Raw genomic sequence first — 16,434 nt, forward strand, 5'->3', positions numbered from 1 at the left:
AAATTGGTATTGTGGACTTATCTCTGTAGAGCGACAGGTACGTTAACTCTATTAAGGAAATATAATGAAAAAAATTACAAAAGCCGTCATTCCCGTGGCGGGGCTAGGCACGCGTATGCTTCCTGCAACTAAAGCTATTCCTAAGGAAATGCTACCGTTGGTGGATAAGCCGCTTATCCAATACATTGTTAAAGAGTGTATTGAAGCGGGTATTAAAGAGATTGTATTGGTTACACACTCTTCAAAGAATGCTATCGAAAACCATTTCGATACCTCTTACGAGCTTGAAGCGACGTTGGAAAAACGTGTTAAGCGCCAGCTTCTGGATGAAGTGCAGTCTATTTGCCCATCTGATGTGACTATTATGCATGTACGTCAGGGCCATGCAAAAGGACTTGGCCATGCAGTGCTTTGTGCCAAACCGCTTGTAGGTGAAGCACCATTTGCTGTTGTTCTACCGGATGTCATTTTGGATGAATATACTGCCGATCAGTCTGTTGAGAACTTGGCTGCAATGGTTAATCGTTTTGAAGAGTCTTATGCTTCTCAGATCATGGTTGAACCTGTGCCAATGACAGAAGTGTCAAAGTACGGTGTTGTTGACTGTGAAGGTGAAGTACTTGAAGGTGGTCAGTCTCATGCAATGAAGGCTATGGTAGAAAAACCAGCCGTAGAAGATGCACCTTCAAACTTGGCTGTTGTGGGGCGTTACGTTTTATCATCAAAAATCTGGGACAAGTTGGCGATCACACCTCCCGGCGCTGGTGATGAAATACAGCTAACGGATGCTATTGACATGTTGATGGCTGAAGAAACGGTTGAAGCTTTCCATATGACCGGTAAAGCACACGACTGTGGTGATAAGCTAGGTTACTTGAAGGCCTTTGTTGAGTATGGTCTTCGTCATGATGTCTTAGGTGACGAATTCAAAGCCTACCTCGATTCACTCTTTAAGGGTGGTGATAATCTTAAGCTGGTAAGTTAAAGTCTGCTTGTTGCTGGTCTTTTGATTAAAACGTTCTGTTAATTTAAATAAGAAATAATGATGACAACTACCGCATTTATTTTTGTCTTTATCTTATCGTTTTGCAGCCTCTTTATCTTCCGTAAGGTTGCGAAGCGTATTGGTTTGGTGGATAAACCCAATGCAAGGAAATTGCATCAAGGGGTAATACCGCTTGTTGGTGGCATTTCTGTCGTATCTACGATAGTGATCAGCTTCCTGCTGTTTTTGCCGATATCAAATAACCTGATTCTGTTCTTAAGCTGTGCCGTGATTTTGGTCATTTTAGGTGCGCTGGATGATTTCTTTGATCTTAGCTTCAAGATCCGCCTTGTAGTCCAGGCGCTGATTTCTCTTGCGATGATCCATATTGGTGAACACAGCTTACATAATCTTGGCTATCTTATGGGCAGTGATACCATCATGCTTTCACCGCTTTTAAGTGGTGTTATCACGGTCTTTGGTGTGATAGGTGCTATCAATGCCTTTAATATGGTGGATGGCATCGACGGCCTGTTAGGTGGCTTGGCATCGGTGACCTTTGGCGCTCTAGGTTGGGTTTTCTATTACACTGGTAATGAATACCTGGCGACGGTTTGCCTGTTGATTGTGACAGCCTTAATCCCATATATCATGCTGAATTTGGGTATTCCGTTGGGCCGTCGTTTTAAAGTATTTATGGGTGATGCCGGTAGTATGTTTATTGGCTTCGCGGTGGTATGGATGCTTATCCGTGGTTCGCAAGAAGCCGATGCCTATGCCTTCCAGCCTGTTACTGCACTGTGGTTGATTGCCATACCTCTAATGGACATGGTGACAATTATGATTCGCCGTATCCGTAAAGGGCACTCACCATTTAAGCCAGACAGAGAGCATTTGCACCATATCTGCCAACGCATTGGATTCTCATCACGTCAGTCATTGGTATTGATTTGTAGCTTAGCGATGATTATGGCTGCTATTGGTGTTTGGGCTGATATGAATGATGTGCGCGAGTCGGTGATGTTTGTTGCATTCTTGTGTACTTTTGGCATGTATTTCTTCGTTATTAGCCATATCTGGCGTATTACGACCTTTATTCATAAGCTGTTTGGTACTAATAAGCCGATTGATTTCAACGTAGAAGCCACTCAAACCAACGCTGAAAAATAATATTTAATCATATTTCTTGCGGTAGCTTTATTAATTATGTCTTTTAATGCTGTGACTAGCGATAGTCACAGCATTTTTTATTTGGAGTTTGATATGAATTTCAGTGCTGTCATTTTAGCCGCTGGTAAAGGTACGCGGATGTACTCGAACCTGCCGAAGGTATTACACACCCTTGCGGGCAAACCTATGGTCACCCATGTGATGGATGCTTGTCGTAAACTTGATGCCAATCAGTTGCACCTTGTTTATGGCCACGGTGGTGACATGATGCAATCTGTATTGGCCGACCAAGATGTAAATTGGGTATTGCAAGCGGAACAGCTAGGGACAGGCCATGCGGTTGACCAAGCATCTTCACATTTCTCTGATGATGAGAAGGTGTTGGTGTTATATGGTGATGTACCACTGATTAGCCCAGAGACCTTAAACAATTTGATTGAAGCTCAGCCGACAGGGGGGATTGCCTTGTTGACTGTCGTACTGGATAACCCAACGGGTTATGGTCGTATTATTCGTAAAAATGGTCCGGTGGTTGCCATTGTTGAGCAAAAGGATGCCTCAGAAGAGCAGAAGTTGATTAATGAAGTCAATACCGGTGTGTTAGTGGCAACGGGTAAGGACTTGAAGCGATGGCTTTCCATGCTCAGCAATGACAACGCACAGGGTGAGTACTATTTAACAGATATTATTTCCCTTGCCCATGATGAAGGGCGGGCGATTGAGTCGGTACACCCAGTCGATGCGATTGAAGTTGAAGGGGTTAACAACCGTGTTCAACTGGCTAAACTTGAGCGCGCTTATCAAGAAAAACAAGCTGAAAAGCTACTAGCACAAGGTGTCATGCTCAAAGACCCGAGTCGTTTTGATTTGCGAGGCCAACTACAGTGCGGAACGGATGTTGACATCGATATCAACGTAGTTGTCGAGGGTAAGGTAACCTTGGGTAACAACGTTATCATTGGTGCGGGTTCGGTGCTGAAAAACTGTATTGTTGCAGATAACACGCTAATTCGTCCTTATAGCGTGATTGAAGATACCATCATTGGTGAAGCATGCACTGTTGGCCCATTTAGCCGTTTACGCCCTGGCACTGAGCTTAAGAACGATGCTCATGTTGGTAACTTTGTTGAGACAAAGAAGGTGACTTTGGGCCAAGGCTCTAAAGCGAACCACCTGACTTACCTAGGTGATGCCGAAATTGGTGAGCGAGTGAATATCGGTGCTGGCACTATTACTTGTAACTATGACGGTGCCAACAAATTTAAGACAACGATTGGTGATGATGTCTTTGTTGGCTCAGACAGCCAGTTGATCGCGCCAGTTACTATTGCAAATGGCGCAACCATTGGCGCTGGCTCGACCATTAATAAAAATGTAGGTGAAAACGAACTAGTTATTACCCGCGTTGCACCAAAGGTTAAAAATGACTGGAAACGTCCAGTAAAAATCAAATAGCCTCAGCCCAATAAAATAAACAGATAATTTGGCCACCTTGTTCCATTATGTAGCTATTTATTAGCAAAGACTATAGAGGGCAGGGTGCTTCGATATATAACAGATTTCACATATACAGAAGATACTTCAAAGATAAAAAATTATGACTAGAAAATATTTCGGCACCGACGGTGTGCGTGGCAAGGTTGGTGATTACCCAATTACTCCTGATTTTGCATTGAAGCTTGGCTGGGCAGCAGGTCGTGTTCTCTCTCGTCAGGGCACTAAGAAAGTAATTATTGGTAAAGATACACGTATTTCAGGCTATATGCTTGAATCTGCTTTGGAAGCGGGTCTGTCAGCGGCAGGTATTAACGCTATCTTGACCGGACCAATTCCTACACCGGCAGTAGCTTATCTGACTAAAACATTCCGTGCAGAAGCCGGCATTGTCATTAGTGCTTCGCACAACCCGTATTACGATAACGGAATTAAGTTCTTCTCTGAAAGTGGCGAGAAACTGCCGGATGAAGTTGAGCTGGCGATTGAAGCAGAGCTTGATAAAGACATTGAATGTGTATCGTCAGACTTATTAGGTAAAGCGCGCCGTATGGACGATGCGGCAGGGCGTTACATTGAATTCTGTAAGGGTACATTCCCATCAGCGTTATCACTGGCGGGTATGAAGATTGTGGTTGACTGTGCCAATGGTGCGGCGTACCACATTGCCCCTTCAGTATTCAGCGAACTGGGTGCGGAAGTTATCGCGATTGGTAATCAGCCAAACGGTCTGAACATCAATGACAAGTGTGGTGCTACATCCATGGCGCTTATCCAGCAGGCTGTTGTTGAGCATAAAGCGGACTTGGGTATTGCCCTTGATGGTGATAGCGACCGTATCATGATGGTCGACAGTAAGGGCAACGTAGCTGATGGCGACCAAATCCTATTCGTGCTAGCCAAGCAAGCCTTGATTGATGGCCAGCTAAAAGGCGGTGTGGTCGGCACCTTGATGTCCAACATGGGCCTTGAAGTGGCGCTAGCAAAACTGGGTATTCCATTTGTTCGTGCAAATGTGGGTGACCGCTACGTAATGGAGCAGTTGCTTGAGCGCGGTTGGTGGCTAGGTGGTGAGAACTCAGGCCACGTGATCTGCCGTAACTTGGTGACCACTGGCGATGCTATCGTCGCAGCGCTACAAGTGCTGGCGGTCATTCAGCGCAGTGGAAACACCCTAGATACGCTATTGGTCGATATGCCAATGATGCCGCAGGTATTGATCAATGTTCGCTTTAGCGGCGACAATCAACCGCTTGAATCTGAACTGGTTAAGAATTCAGTAATTGAAGCGGAAAAAGCAATGGAAGTCGGTACTGAAACACCGAAAGGTCGTGTCTTACTCCGTAAGTCTGGCACCGAGCCGTTGATCCGTGTGATGGTTGAAGCTGAATCAGCAGAAATGGCGCAGCAGTGGGCTGAGCACATTGCTGAGGCAGTAAAAGCGGCTTAATTCAGAATAATTATATATTTTTTTAAAGGGCGGTATTCCTCTGGAGTATCGCCCTTTTTGCGTTTTAGCCCCGTTGAAAATGGATGTTCACTTTTGGAACCTTGGCTATGAGTTTGTTACAGCAACTAGGCTGAAAATCAGAAGAAGTTGGGGTAGACTTCTAGCCATCATAATTCGGCTATAGGCCTTGGCTTGTCATTGACTAGCGGCCTATAACCAATACATTGAAGGAACACTATGTTTAATAAAATTCTGGTAGTGTGCGTAGGCAACATCTGCCGTTCGCCGTCGGGTGAATACCTGTTGAAGCATCACCTGCCAAACAAACACATTGCTTCCGCAGGTGTGGGTGCGCTGGTTGGTAAACCGGCTGATAAAACTGCTGCTGAAGTCGCGCTTGAGCACGGTGTTAGTCTGGAAGGGCACGTAGCACAGCAGCTGACCAGCGAGCTTTGCCGCGATTACGATTTGATTTTGGTGATGGAAAAAGGCCACATCGAAGCGGTGACCAATATCGCGCCGGAAGCGCGTGGTAAAACCATGCTGTTTGGCCAGTGGATTGGTCAAAAAGACATTCCTGACCCATACCGCCAGAGCCGTGAAGCGTTTGACTTTGCCTATGAGCTGATTGATGAGTCAGCCAAAGCGTGGGCGAAGAAGCTGTAAGCTTAGTCGTACTTGGCATTGATGATATGTTGATGCCAAGTTTTCTTTATCGTCCTTTGAAATGTTGAAAACCGGCTTGGGTTTTCTTTTAACTGTCTCTCTACCTCCCTATTGTACAAACTCCTGCACTTCTCGATTCCTCTAAGCGGCTTAACCTTTTCATCTTGAGCTTTTTGAGTTATGCCCCGCAAAACCTAAAGCAGTAATTTGCAATTTGTTGCGTATTGGCGTATGCCTTAGTAATACTTACCCGGACAAAGGACCGCCATGGAACAATGGGTTGTCAAACGGGTGCCGGTAAAACAATTACGGTTGGTTGAACCACCTTTGCGCGATGAAACGCAACACGCTCGCTTAAAGGAATTGAGTTATGCGGCTCCTACTTTCCTGTCTTCTTTAATCGATACAATAGCGCCTGTAACTGTGTTGGCCTTCAAACGCCATTACTATCCGGTGCGCCATATTCCGGAGCTCAAGCTGCTCTCCCAGCTTTGCCCAAATACATTGTTACCGGTTGCGGTAAAGGGTAGGGCGAATAGCCTAGAGGAGATTCAGCAGCACTGCGCTTCAGCTCAATGGTTTGATTTACTGCATAGTCATGATTGTAAGGATCTTTTTGGGCTTCAAACCGAGTGGCTGCATGCCTTTAATTTTCGGTCTCTATTAAATCAAAAACAGCTGTGTGAACTCTTCAAGTGTGAGAGGACGACCTTGTACAAGCGTCATGATCGTCTTTTGCCTCGTTGGCAGTCATGCGATGACGCGATACCGGTATCCCCAGACCCCATCGACTTTGACAGTTTAACTGCGCATATTCCCGATAAATAAGGAGGGGATATGTACCCTAAAGAGCATATCGACAAAGAGCTATATCCTCTGCCGCGAGAGGGGATATACCTTAATTGTCCTGGGCGACAAGTGTTGTGGGAGGTGCTCCGCATACCGCCGGACAACCCTTACGCCGAGCAGGCTATTCCGTTATACCTGCAGTTTCACCATTGTTGCTGTGCGTTCGAGCCTGAAGCCAATATATACCATCGCCGACAGCGGCAGGTGATAGCCTCGCAACTTGAGCAGCTGCAGCTTACAAAGGCAGAGGCACCGCTCTCCCTGCCTACTTCCCGCCAACAACTGCGCACGTATCTTACCCACTATCCACTGTTTAGCACGTTACTGCTCCTGGCCAATGAAGAGGGCATTACACAGCCTGACTGGTTATGGCTCTTGGTCCGGCTTTATCATGCGGTGGGGCCGGATGAATATCACGCCTATTTGTTGTTTGACCAATTGCGAAGCCGGTATCCGGAGCGAGTCCCTTTTATCTCCATGGGTGTGATGACTCAGGGGAGTAGTCGTGAACTCTCTCTGGCTCTTGAGCAACATAAGCACCTTAGTGAGCTTGCTTCGTCGATAGTACCCAGGCAAAAGCGGTCCTCCCGCCGTCCCTATCAGGCGGACAATACCCATACCGGCATTTCACTGGAGCGTGGTCTGGTGAAAGCGGCCCTCAATACGACGAGTGACACAGAAGGTCGTGAAGGCGAGAGCTGGCTGGTAATGACAGCTAATCAGCCGCTCACAACAAAAGCAGCTAGACGGAAGTTTTCATTGCAAGGCAGTGGGATGGCCAGAGCGATAGGCCGTGCGAACCAGTCATTGCCGGCCAGTCAATCTGCTCTGACACCGGCTGAGCTGAGGCTCTTCATTCTTTATAGCTGTCCGTCCATGTTAGATGGTGAGTGGTTAGCCATTGAGCCTGATGAACGTAAACACTGGCTGATCTTTTGGTTATCGTTATTAGGCTGGAGGGATTTGGATGTTCCGGTCTATAACTTACGCGGAAAATCAAAACAGGCTATGTCAGCTCCGGTATTTCTCTATGAGTTTGATAAGCTCGATGGCAGCGTCGTTTCCCTACAACTGGGGGCGGAAGTAGTGAAGGGTGCTAAGCCTGAGCCCGGTGACAAACGGTATTGTTCCGCCCAGCCTGCTTGGTCGTTAATGTTACCTTGGCCCATCCAAAGCCTGTTTAATCTGGTATTGCGCGAGTTGAAAAGTCACCAGCGAAATGGTCAGCCGCTGAGCCACGTGTTATCGGTGTCCCAAGTGCAGTACCGACACTGGTTAAGGTCGACGATTCAGAGGGTCAAACCCCATGTTCCTTTTTCAATAACACCGTCAGCCATTGAAAAGGCATTTTTACACTTTGCCTGTGAGCAGGTGCCCGATACCACCATAGCGTTGTTGACGAGGAAAGGGTGTATCCAGTCTCATTACATCAATCAGCAAATCACTGAGGTGAATCGGCAAATCCGTCAGTGCTGGCAAGCCTTTCTCGCCGAGCTTGATGCGACAACAGCGCTTGATTCCAGCAGTGAAACGCATGTTAGTATGACGAGGCCTCCTCCGACGTATCATGAGCAGGTCGGCTCTGCACTGACCCTCAGAAAAGAGTTATTACCGCCGATATTCTCCGCTATTTTGGCCCCTCTTAAGCCAAAAACCGTCACATCAAAACGGCGTCAATCCCATCTATGGCAAGAACCCAGCGAGCGGTTGGCCTTGTACCTCCATGTGCGGGCGGCCATCACGATGGCATTGCGCCCGGTCAACTCTCCTTACCCAGATCTTAGCCATATGGCATTCGAAACAGGGCTACTCACGGTGCAGGATAAACGCAGCCATCATGAAGATGAACGTCGTGTGCTTGTGGCCGATCGCATGCTGATGGTGCTGCTCAAGTTATACCTGCAATGGCAAGATCAGTGGATGCCATTGACGTGCCATCGCCAACCACCGTCGTTTAGTGTTTTTGATGGTAAAAAGGCGGTGCCGGTTACTGCAAGCGTGGTGAATCGCCTGTTTGAGACTTATGTGAGCAACCACCTGATAGAAGGATTACGGCATCTTTCTGCGTCGTTATGGCTAGAGGAGAGTAGTGAATCGTTTGATAGACCCTTTGTCCAATCCGCACTCAATCAACTGCTCAATCATTTCCAGCGTGGCCAAAGTCCATTGGGCACGTATTCCTTGCTCTCTCTTAATCAAGTGGCTGCTTATCAGCGGCAATGTTTGACGGAGGTGATAGCCCCGTTTGCAGAGTATGACAAGCAAGCATTGGGTACGCTGGAGAGCTTGTTAGCATGTAAGGGGGGCGGATGGACGAGTGGTTAGCGTATTTTGAAACCAACATGGCGCAGGAGCCTTTGGGTGTTCGTGAAGCCATCTCCAACGCGTATTCTTGGCTCAATCAACATGCCCCGCAGACGTTGGGAGTAAAACCGCTGGTGGATAACGCCTTGGCGCGCGTGGCCGGCGGATTATATCGTCATGCGGCCACCCGAGATGAGCTGGTGGCTTTCCAGCAGGTGTTGTCACTGCTGTGGGAGCGGCAAGTAGAGCGAAATCCATCATTGCGTCAACCGGAAGTGTGGCGACCACTCCCACCAGAGCGCCCGACGGTGACTCAACAACAGCTACCGATTGGTTTGGTTGAGTGGTTGTTGTCTCATTTGCTGAGGCCGTCGACTGGACAAAGTGAAACAACAGATGACGAGGTTGAGGCTGGCCGTTGGTTATTGATTGTCGCTTGGGAGAGCGGAGTCGATTCATTGGCCATGTTGAAGGCGATTGCCAAGGCACCTCTGTCGAGTTGGGTGAGTGTGCAATCACCCGTACTGCTCACGTTGTACTTGCCGGAACAAACCAGCAGGGTGTGGTTGGGAGCGGTAGGAAGTGCCTTGATGAGTTACTTGCGGGTAAAGCCGGTGTGGAAAGAGATACAACGCCACCCAGAAAAATGCATAGAGGCTTGGCTGGGGCAGGTAAAAAAGACAGGGTGCTCGCCGTGGAGACAGGACGCCACCTCAAAGATCCGAGTCAGTCAATTGGTAAGGGATATCGATGTGCTCAGTCGCAGCATTGGCTTGAGGGGGATTTGGCAACATTACACCTCCTTAGCAGATCCTGTGATGATTAGGGCATTCAGTGGCCAGTGCCTGCCGGTATTAAATGGGAGATCACATAGCCAACCCGTGCAGACATTGCCCGATTGTCATCGCCAGTCCGCCTTTACCAAAGAAGCCCCCCAACACCGACAGTTTTGCGCTTATTTGAGAGAATATCAGCGTATTAACCCTAAGGATACGCGCTCCCACCGAAGCTACAAACAGACGTTGGCTAGCCTCCAAGCATTGAGCGCCCAGCCTTTGTCGCGGGCCAGTATCTTGGCGTTGCGCTGGTTGACGGCGTTGTTCGCCTTCGGATCTGCGTGGAAGGAAAAGCTGGCGCCCGGTACCTTGCTGACTTATCACTCGAGTATCACTACCTTCATCAAGTTTGCCTGGCCTGATGATGAGGTATTTGAGGTGCCAGCAGAGGACTTTCAGGTTATTTGCCAACAGGGGCTCGCACAGTTTGAACACGCCGATGCGCAATATACCGTTCTGCGTTTCTTGCAGTTTTGTCAGCTTCACCCTGAAATACCCGCCTTTGAGCTTGAGGAACTCAGCCTTCTTAGTGCAAAAGGGGTAGTGCGTGCTAACTATTTGGCGCCTGCCCATTTTGATGATATTTGCCGGCGATTTGCACAGGGGAAGGGGGCTTTCGAGCAGCAAATAGTGTTATTCATGCAGCTTTGTTATTACGCAGCATTGCGTGAGGATGAAGCGCTTTCGTTGCAGTGTCAGGATATTTGCTTTGATACCGGGATGATCTACATCACGGCGGCCAAGCGACGAAAGTCACCCCATGCGGTTCGTAAAATCCCCATGGCATTACTGCCCCCTTTCGTTATAAAAGCATTGGGAAGTCAATGCTCGGTTCAACAAAGTCAATCATCTCCTGAAGGTACCTTGCTGTTTGACCATTGGCATTACCCATCGCTGGAAGGGCAGTTTATTCATTTTGCCCGTGAAGCCTTAGATGATGCGACCTTGGTAACACATAGCTTACGTCATAGTGGAGCCAATAATTGGGTGGTGATGATCAGCATGCTGGCCTTTGAGTACCAGCCGCATGAAACGGATCGCCCTTTTTTTCTCCGCCACCTCCTGTTTGAGACTGAGCAGTTGCAAAGTATTCAAGCCATGCTGGCGTCAATGGGGTATCCCATGTCGTTGTACTTTCCCGTATTGGAGTGGGTCAGTGAGCGGGTTGGCCATGCCGGGCCGGCAACCACCTTTACGGTCTACCTTCATCTGCTCGACTGGTTATGCTTAGCGTTGACCGCTGAACCTATTACGTTATTAAAGCGAGATGTTAGGCGGTGGTTATCTCCGTCAAATTATGCGTTTGAATTACAAAAAACGATTTTTATCCCGCAACACCCGATACCGTTGCCAGAGCCAGGCCAGTCCCACCAGTTTTTGAATGAACCCGATGACCACCAGAGTAAAAGCGCCCACCTAGCAGGAGTTATCGCACCTGATACCTTACAACGGGTTGCGCTTAAGCGATTAAAAGGCGTGCAACGCTATGACGTAAAAGTGTCTCCCAAAGAGTCGCTTTGCCTTGAAAAAGCCATCACATTTAGCCAATTTGTGGCGGCAATTCGCCATATCCGTTTAGGGGGCGACGATGTACCTTTACCTGAAATGTTAAAGGGATGGCTCTTGAGTTATGAGTCGCCTTTACCTTGTTTAGTGTTATCTGCCCGTCAGCAGCCTGCCTGGTTAAGGTTATGCCAATGCCTTGAAAATGGATGGTCAACACGTACGTTGCTGATGATGAATAGTCTTCGGCAATTGCGACAGGCTTGCCTCAATGGAGAGGCCGTGACGACAATTCGGCAAATGAATAGAGTGCTACGTGGCTATCGAGCCTTAGGGTTGCAGAACTTGACGATAGTGGTTCATGCCTGTGAATCAGAACAAACGATGATAGCAAAGTGGCAATGTTTGATTGAACGATATGGCTATCAGGTTGAGTGGAAGCCGAGTGAACATAAACGGATCAGCGCGGTGCTAAAACCTTACCGTTTGGGGTGGCCGTTATGGCCTGAGTTAGGCGCCATCTTGGATTTGATAGTGGCCTATGCCGATTATTGCCAGTCCATAACCAGCAAAAGTATTGCAACAGGGCGCGGTGAAACCGGTGTTTTGACGGGGGAGGCATAAATGAGTATGACACTGATTTTGTCAGCCGAATGGGATGAAGACATTTTGTACTTTCTCCAGCGGGAGGTGGTGGAGAAAGATCATCCATACGTGATGCTGAGAGTAGAGCCTGATGCAGAATGCTTAACCTTGACGTCAAGTCTTGGTTCGCTATCGGGCTTTCAATTGACTTACCATTGGCCAATAGAGAAAAATCCTAAAACGGAGGCATGGTGTTATAACGTAGCTGCGAAAGGGTTGATCAATACCCTCAAATTACTCGAGCCTGCGGACTCTATTGCGATGACGGTTTGCGAAGGTCAAATTTATCTCCAGTCAAGCGGAGGACCGGATTTGCTAGGGGATTTTAATTTAGAGGACAGTGGAGCTAAGCACTGGCTGGAGTGGGTGTCAGATGAAGAGGACAGAAATTTTGAACAAACACCTCAAAAGGATCCTTGGGTATACGAGATGTCAGCTTCTGATTTGGGAAGTAGCCTGAACACAGCAGCAAAATACATCAAGCTGACCCCAAAAAACCAACAATTATTATCGTCGTCGAATAAGTCCCACACCCTACAAATTACCTGTCTGAATGATACCGCCTTTGTGCAGGGGCAAGCCAATGGCAACACGGTCGCCATCACGTTGCCGTCCCATTTTGTTAACCGTAAGACTGAACGTCCTAAGGTATCTGTCGCTCCGCTAGATATCAATATTGCTGCCAAAGTGGCTCAAGTACTTGTGTTATGTGCGGGAAATATCAAGGTCAAGCTAACGGAAAATCATTTGCGAATTGAGCGGAAAAACTGGGAATTATCGGTGAAATTGACAGAATCGCGCTGGAATTGGGAGAGCATAACGAAGACTTTTGAACAGTTACCTGAGTCCATTTGGAGTGAGCTACCTGCGGAGACATTAGTTCGTGTACTGCCTAAGTTGGCGGTGGCTGATAACCTTCAAAAAGAAAGACTTTGCGTTGAAACACATGAAGCGTCCAACCCAAATTATTCCGATGAGTTCAGGTTGAAGGTCAATCAGGATCATGTCGGGGCCATGATTCCGGTTAAGGCCGCTCACCCGTTCCCTTCCAATATTGATGTCAGCTTCAACTACGCCTGCTTTAAGCATATTCTTGATACATTACCGCTCTCATCGGATTGGGCTTTTTCAATAAGAGGTGGGTTCGTTTTTTGCGACCGCTCAAGACAGATATACTTTTCAATGGCGTGTATTCATGGTGGGCGACGTTGAAGAAGAAGGCTTGCTAGAGACATTCTAACAAGCCTTGAGCTTAGCCTTTATCAGGAGACTGGCATATTGACGTTTTGTATTTCTTTCGAGCGTTGAGAGTGTCCTTCACCCAATTGTTGCAGAATTTGAGGAGTTAACTGCCACCACTCATGCTGATAGCCAAGAGGATTGTGATTGATAGGAGTGTGGCCGATCACAAGGCACCTTTTACTTGTATGGTCTGGGGTAATGATTTCCATGTTGTGGCCATAGAGTTCATCCCACTGTCCCGAATCTATGAGCATTTGGCTAATGATCACTACAAGTGTCCGTTTTAGGTGTCGTTGCCAGAGCGTGTCCAATACTTGTGGGCAGCCGTGGATGGCGCAGCGAGAAGACTCATAGTAATACAGCAGAAATAATATATCCGGGGTTGTGTATACCGATCTCAGCCACTTAGATGTTAACCAGTAGGGCGAGCGATTAGCCTCGTGACACAAGGAGGCGAGCAAGTGGTAAAGCTGTTGCTGTTGCGCCAGTTCCTTGAAACGCTGTTGACCATATAGGCTTAATTCCTGCTGCAATCTAACAGAAGGAATCGCACCGAGCGGTTGTCCACTGGCTTTGAGTAAATGCAGCAGTTCTGCTGACTGCGCACCTATGGCAACCAGGGTGATGAGGCGCTCAGGATCCACTTGAGGTTTTTCTGCCCGGAGGTGGTGAATCAGGGCGGCTATACTTACGAACTTATCCATCACTTCCCCCCTGTCATCATGGCATCAAATGCGCTGCCATCTTGTCTTGCAGCATTGATGACGTATGGGGCGTATACCTCGTAAAGCATCTGGGTAGAGCTATGGCCGAGAAGGCGAGACACATAAAGTGGGTTTTCGTGCGCTGCTAGATGCAGTACCGCTGCGGTATGGCGGGTTTCGTATCCTCGGCGTTTTGGCAGGCCCACCTTTTTCAACGTCGGATACCAGACTTTCTTGTTGATAAAACGGGTGTCGAGTGGACATCCTTTGGGATGGGTGAAGACAAAATCAGACGGGCTCCTTTCCACCGCTCTTCGCAGAGCGGCTTCTACTGTTGGTGTCATGATAATGTCGCGGTTGGATTTGGGCGTCTTCACGGTTGTGAGTTCACCTGCCACCCAATTACGTCTGACTCGGATAAGTCCATGGTTGAAGTCGACGCAGTCTTTTTTTAGTCCATGTACTTCACAGCTGCGCATGCCGGTATGGAAACGGATGAGGTAATAATCATACCACTGGGGAGGAACTGCCGTCATGAAACGCTGGACTTCCTCTTGGGTCATCGGGTTGGGATCGCTCGGCTCTTCCCGCAGAGGCTGCAGGCGCTCGAGCGGGTAGGGAAAACCAAATTCATCTGCCGCACTGTGCAGGATACTGATAAGCGGGACAAAAATGATATTGATCCGTTTGTTGCTGAGCTTTCTCTTGCCATCTTGGTTGGTCAGAGCGCAAAGCTGACTGCGCAGGGTTTGCACATCCTTGAGAGTGATGGCATCGACCAAGGTGTTCTTGAACGCTGGCAGCAGGTAGTTGTTCAAGATGCTGTGTACAGCTTTGAGGTAGCTGTTTTTCCATTGGTGGCTATTTCGCTCTAGCCATGCTTCAGTGTACGTATCAAAGTAAGGTTCGGCGATTGCCGGGTTTCGTGCTCTGACTAACAGCTCAAACTTCTCGACTTTCTTGCTGTGAGGGAAGAACTCTTTGTAATCAAAACTGCCCAGCGCCAGCTCAGCATTGAGGCGTTTGAGAACGGCTTTGGCTTTCTTGATATTGGCTGGGGTTGCGGGCATGCCTGAGGTTTCACGAAAGCGGACACCAAAGACACAGAGATCATATTGGATGATCCCGTTGGGGCGAATACGGATATTGGCCATCGGTTAACTCCATACAAAATAGTGTTTTACCGACAGGATCGCGTATACTCATCCCGTCGGCTGACGCAGGGTTCTGTAAGGACTATTGGGTGGCAGCCGACACGGGCTGAGATGGTTGCCGCCATCTCAGCCCAGCTGCAGTGCACCAAGTTTTCTATACTTGGCCCATTAAGACTAGTACAAGCCTGTTTATTTATCCAGTATTACCTCTTTCTTTAGTGAATTTTTTGTGCATCTTTCAATTGTATGCGGGACATTTTTAAGCATCGGAGCATCTTAATGGGAGTGGTGAACTTTTGAAGCCTAGTGTCGTCGTTAATTGACTATCTTCAGTGATAATTTGGCTTTTTCCTCCTATTTTTATATGAAATGACATTTAAGGCTTTTTATTTTGTTTTTGGGGAGTAACGGTTGTGGATTGTTATAGTTGGTTGGATGAACGTATAACTGAGTTTCCATTAGCATCACCCGAAGAAGCGGTGTGTTTATTGGGCTACTGTGATGATGAGGATGCTTTGCGCCTTGTGAATGAAGCCAAAAAGAATCATCAGCTTTTTGTGTTTAACTTTTTCAATGATGGCAAACCGGTCGGAATACCTCTGTTTCAAATTGATATTGATAAAGCTCAAGTGTTTGCTGTTGTACCAAAGCTATGTGCAATGCTGTCTCAATTGAATGATATAGGTGTGTACTGCTGGCTAACTAGTTTTGATGAAGATCTTGGGTGCACTCCCGCTGAAGCATTTCAAAACCCAGAAAAAGAGGATACTTTGATGTACCTGGCAGGTCTATTTGTGTCTGACAGTACACTACGGAATTTAGACTTTACAGCAGAGTCTAATTAACCCTTTAACTTTTATGGATGGATGGATGAATTGAAGGTATGTGTTTTCTCCCTATTGTTTTACTCTTTTGGGAGGATTCTTTAACTAGCTTTCAACCATGTTAAGAAGGTATCAAAAGGATCTGAGTCGTAACGAGTAAGGTGAACAATGAAATTGCACACTCTTTCAATGTACAGGCTGAAGGTAAAGGCCATTGAGACGCGTGAATCGTTCACTGCAAGCAATGGTGTGGGCTTTTCAATCCTTGTATCCACTAGCTCAGATTTACTTAACCAGTACTATGTTGTTGAGTCTCAGTCGTTAGAGTACCCTTCAGGAAAGGTGATACCGCTTGCTCATGTGCAAGTTAGTAAAGAGACAGGAGTGATCAAGTTCGTGGCTTTTCAGCCTGAGAATTGGGGGATCAGTGCTGACTCAGATGATTTGGTGAAGATAATCAGTCATAGCATTTCGAAACTGGAGACATTCGAACTTCTTTAAACGAACCGTTTCATCTTATCGAAAATAGCTTATAGGAAATACGCCACCCGAAGAGCCGCTTATTGATGGCAAGGGTTCGCTTTATAGAGAACCCTTTTGAGTATTAA

13 protein-coding genes are annotated in these 16,434 nt (G+C 47.4%); 11 read left to right on the forward strand and 2 right to left on the reverse strand.

From position 1 onward, the window contains the following. Nucleotides 1-64 precede the first annotated feature (64 nt). The 9 genes from galU (at nt 65) to ACXAGQ_RS11315 (ending at nt 13,114) form a co-directional block, all read left to right on the forward strand. Nucleotides 65-985, forward strand: a complete 921-nt coding sequence (galU, locus tag ACXAGQ_RS11275) for a UTP--glucose-1-phosphate uridylyltransferase GalU (RefSeq protein ID WP_475253959.1) — start codon at nt 65-67, stop codon at nt 983-985. Nucleotides 986-1,045: 60 nt separating this feature from the next. Further along, nucleotides 1,046-2,155 (forward strand): UDP-N-acetylglucosamine--undecaprenyl-phosphate N-acetylglucosaminephosphotransferase, encoded by a 1,110-nt coding sequence (wecA, locus tag ACXAGQ_RS11280; RefSeq protein ID WP_475254726.1) that lies wholly within the window; start codon nt 1,046-1,048, stop codon nt 2,153-2,155. A 93-nt stretch (nt 2,156-2,248) separates the two neighbouring features. After that, a complete protein-coding gene (glmU, locus tag ACXAGQ_RS11285; protein WP_475253960.1) occupies nt 2,249-3,610 on the forward strand; it encodes a bifunctional UDP-N-acetylglucosamine diphosphorylase/glucosamine-1-phosphate N-acetyltransferase GlmU in 1,362 nt (453 codons plus the stop codon). A gap of 142 nt (nt 3,611-3,752) precedes the next feature. Next, nucleotides 3,753-5,099: a phosphoglucosamine mutase gene (gene glmM, locus ACXAGQ_RS11290; RefSeq protein ID WP_475253961.1), complete on the forward strand. Its 1,347-nt coding sequence runs from the start codon at nt 3,753-3,755 to the stop codon at nt 5,097-5,099. A 237-nt stretch (nt 5,100-5,336) separates the two neighbouring features. Further along, a complete protein-coding gene (locus tag ACXAGQ_RS11295) occupies nt 5,337-5,765 on the forward strand; it encodes an arsenate reductase/protein-tyrosine-phosphatase family protein (RefSeq protein ID WP_039467550.1) in 429 nt (142 codons plus the stop codon). A 267-nt stretch (nt 5,766-6,032) separates the two neighbouring features. Further along, complete coding sequence (locus ACXAGQ_RS11300; protein WP_475253962.1) at nt 6,033-6,593, forward strand: hypothetical protein; 561 nt, start codon at nt 6,033-6,035, stop codon at nt 6,591-6,593. A gap of 9 nt (nt 6,594-6,602) precedes the next feature. Continuing rightward, nucleotides 6,603-8,939: a hypothetical protein gene (locus tag ACXAGQ_RS11305; protein ID WP_475253963.1), complete on the forward strand. Its 2,337-nt coding sequence runs from the start codon at nt 6,603-6,605 to the stop codon at nt 8,937-8,939. Beyond that, on the forward strand, nt 8,924-11,881 hold the full coding sequence (locus tag ACXAGQ_RS11310; protein ID WP_475253964.1) for a tyrosine-type recombinase/integrase: 2,958 nt from the start codon (nt 8,924-8,926) through the stop codon (nt 11,879-11,881). Before ACXAGQ_RS11305 ends, ACXAGQ_RS11310 begins: the two co-directional genes overlap by 16 nt. Beyond that, nucleotides 11,882-13,114, forward strand: coding sequence for a hypothetical protein (locus tag ACXAGQ_RS11315; RefSeq protein ID WP_475253965.1), 1,233 nt, complete (start codon nt 11,882-11,884; stop codon nt 13,112-13,114). It begins immediately after the preceding gene. Between the two features lie 50 nt (nt 13,115-13,164). Here the strand turns inward: ACXAGQ_RS11315 and ACXAGQ_RS11320 are convergent, their stop codons facing one another. Both ACXAGQ_RS11320 and ACXAGQ_RS11325 read right to left on the reverse strand, forming a co-directional pair. Continuing rightward, nucleotides 13,165-13,848 carry a hypothetical protein gene (locus ACXAGQ_RS11320; RefSeq protein ID WP_475253966.1) on the reverse strand — a complete coding sequence of 228 codons (684 nt, stop codon included), beginning with the start codon at nt 13,846-13,848 and terminating at the stop codon, nt 13,165-13,167. Next, complete coding sequence (locus ACXAGQ_RS11325; protein WP_475253967.1) at nt 13,848-15,002, reverse strand: Arm DNA-binding domain-containing protein; 1,155 nt, start codon at nt 15,000-15,002, stop codon at nt 13,848-13,850. Before ACXAGQ_RS11325 ends, ACXAGQ_RS11320 begins: the two co-directional genes overlap by 1 nt. Nucleotides 15,003-15,415: 413 nt before the next feature. Here ACXAGQ_RS11325 and ACXAGQ_RS11330 point away from each other — a divergent pair, with 413 nt between their 5' ends. Both ACXAGQ_RS11330 and ACXAGQ_RS11335 read left to right on the forward strand, forming a co-directional pair. Then, on the forward strand, nt 15,416-15,847 hold the full coding sequence (locus ACXAGQ_RS11330; RefSeq protein ID WP_475253968.1) for a hypothetical protein: 432 nt from the start codon (nt 15,416-15,418) through the stop codon (nt 15,845-15,847). A 147-nt stretch (nt 15,848-15,994) separates the two neighbouring features. Further along, complete coding sequence (locus tag ACXAGQ_RS11335; protein ID WP_475253969.1) at nt 15,995-16,327, forward strand: hypothetical protein; 333 nt, start codon at nt 15,995-15,997, stop codon at nt 16,325-16,327. Nucleotides 16,328-16,434 lie beyond the last annotated feature (107 nt).

The organism is Photobacterium sp. ABD4_091, assembly GCF_056160145.1.

Excerpts from the sequence above, each read along its gene's own strand:
- galU (WP_475253959.1), top strand. The coding sequence starts at position 65 with ATGAAAAAAATTACAAAAGCCGTCATTCCCGTGGCGGGGCTAGGCACG.
- wecA (WP_475254726.1), top strand. The coding sequence starts at position 1,046 with ATGACAACTACCGCATTTATTTTTGTCTTTATCTTATCGTTTTGCAGC.
- glmU (WP_475253960.1), top strand. The coding sequence starts at position 2,249 with ATGAATTTCAGTGCTGTCATTTTAGCCGCTGGTAAAGGTACGCGGATG.
- glmM (WP_475253961.1), top strand. The coding sequence starts at position 3,753 with ATGACTAGAAAATATTTCGGCACCGACGGTGTGCGTGGCAAGGTTGGT.
- ACXAGQ_RS11295 (WP_039467550.1), top strand. The coding sequence starts at position 5,337 with ATGTTTAATAAAATTCTGGTAGTGTGCGTAGGCAACATCTGCCGTTCG.
- ACXAGQ_RS11300 (WP_475253962.1), top strand. The coding sequence starts at position 6,033 with ATGGAACAATGGGTTGTCAAACGGGTGCCGGTAAAACAATTACGGTTG.
- ACXAGQ_RS11305 (WP_475253963.1), top strand. The coding sequence starts at position 6,603 with ATGTACCCTAAAGAGCATATCGACAAAGAGCTATATCCTCTGCCGCGA.
- ACXAGQ_RS11310 (WP_475253964.1), top strand. The coding sequence starts at position 8,924 with ATGGACGAGTGGTTAGCGTATTTTGAAACCAACATGGCGCAGGAGCCT.
- ACXAGQ_RS11315 (WP_475253965.1), top strand. The coding sequence starts at position 11,882 with ATGAGTATGACACTGATTTTGTCAGCCGAATGGGATGAAGACATTTTG.
- ACXAGQ_RS11320 (WP_475253966.1), bottom strand. The coding sequence starts at position 13,848 with ATGGATAAGTTCGTAAGTATAGCCGCCCTGATTCACCACCTCCGGGCA.
- ACXAGQ_RS11325 (WP_475253967.1), bottom strand. The coding sequence starts at position 15,002 with ATGGCCAATATCCGTATTCGCCCCAACGGGATCATCCAATATGATCTC.
- ACXAGQ_RS11335 (WP_475253969.1), top strand. The coding sequence starts at position 15,995 with ATGAAATTGCACACTCTTTCAATGTACAGGCTGAAGGTAAAGGCCATT.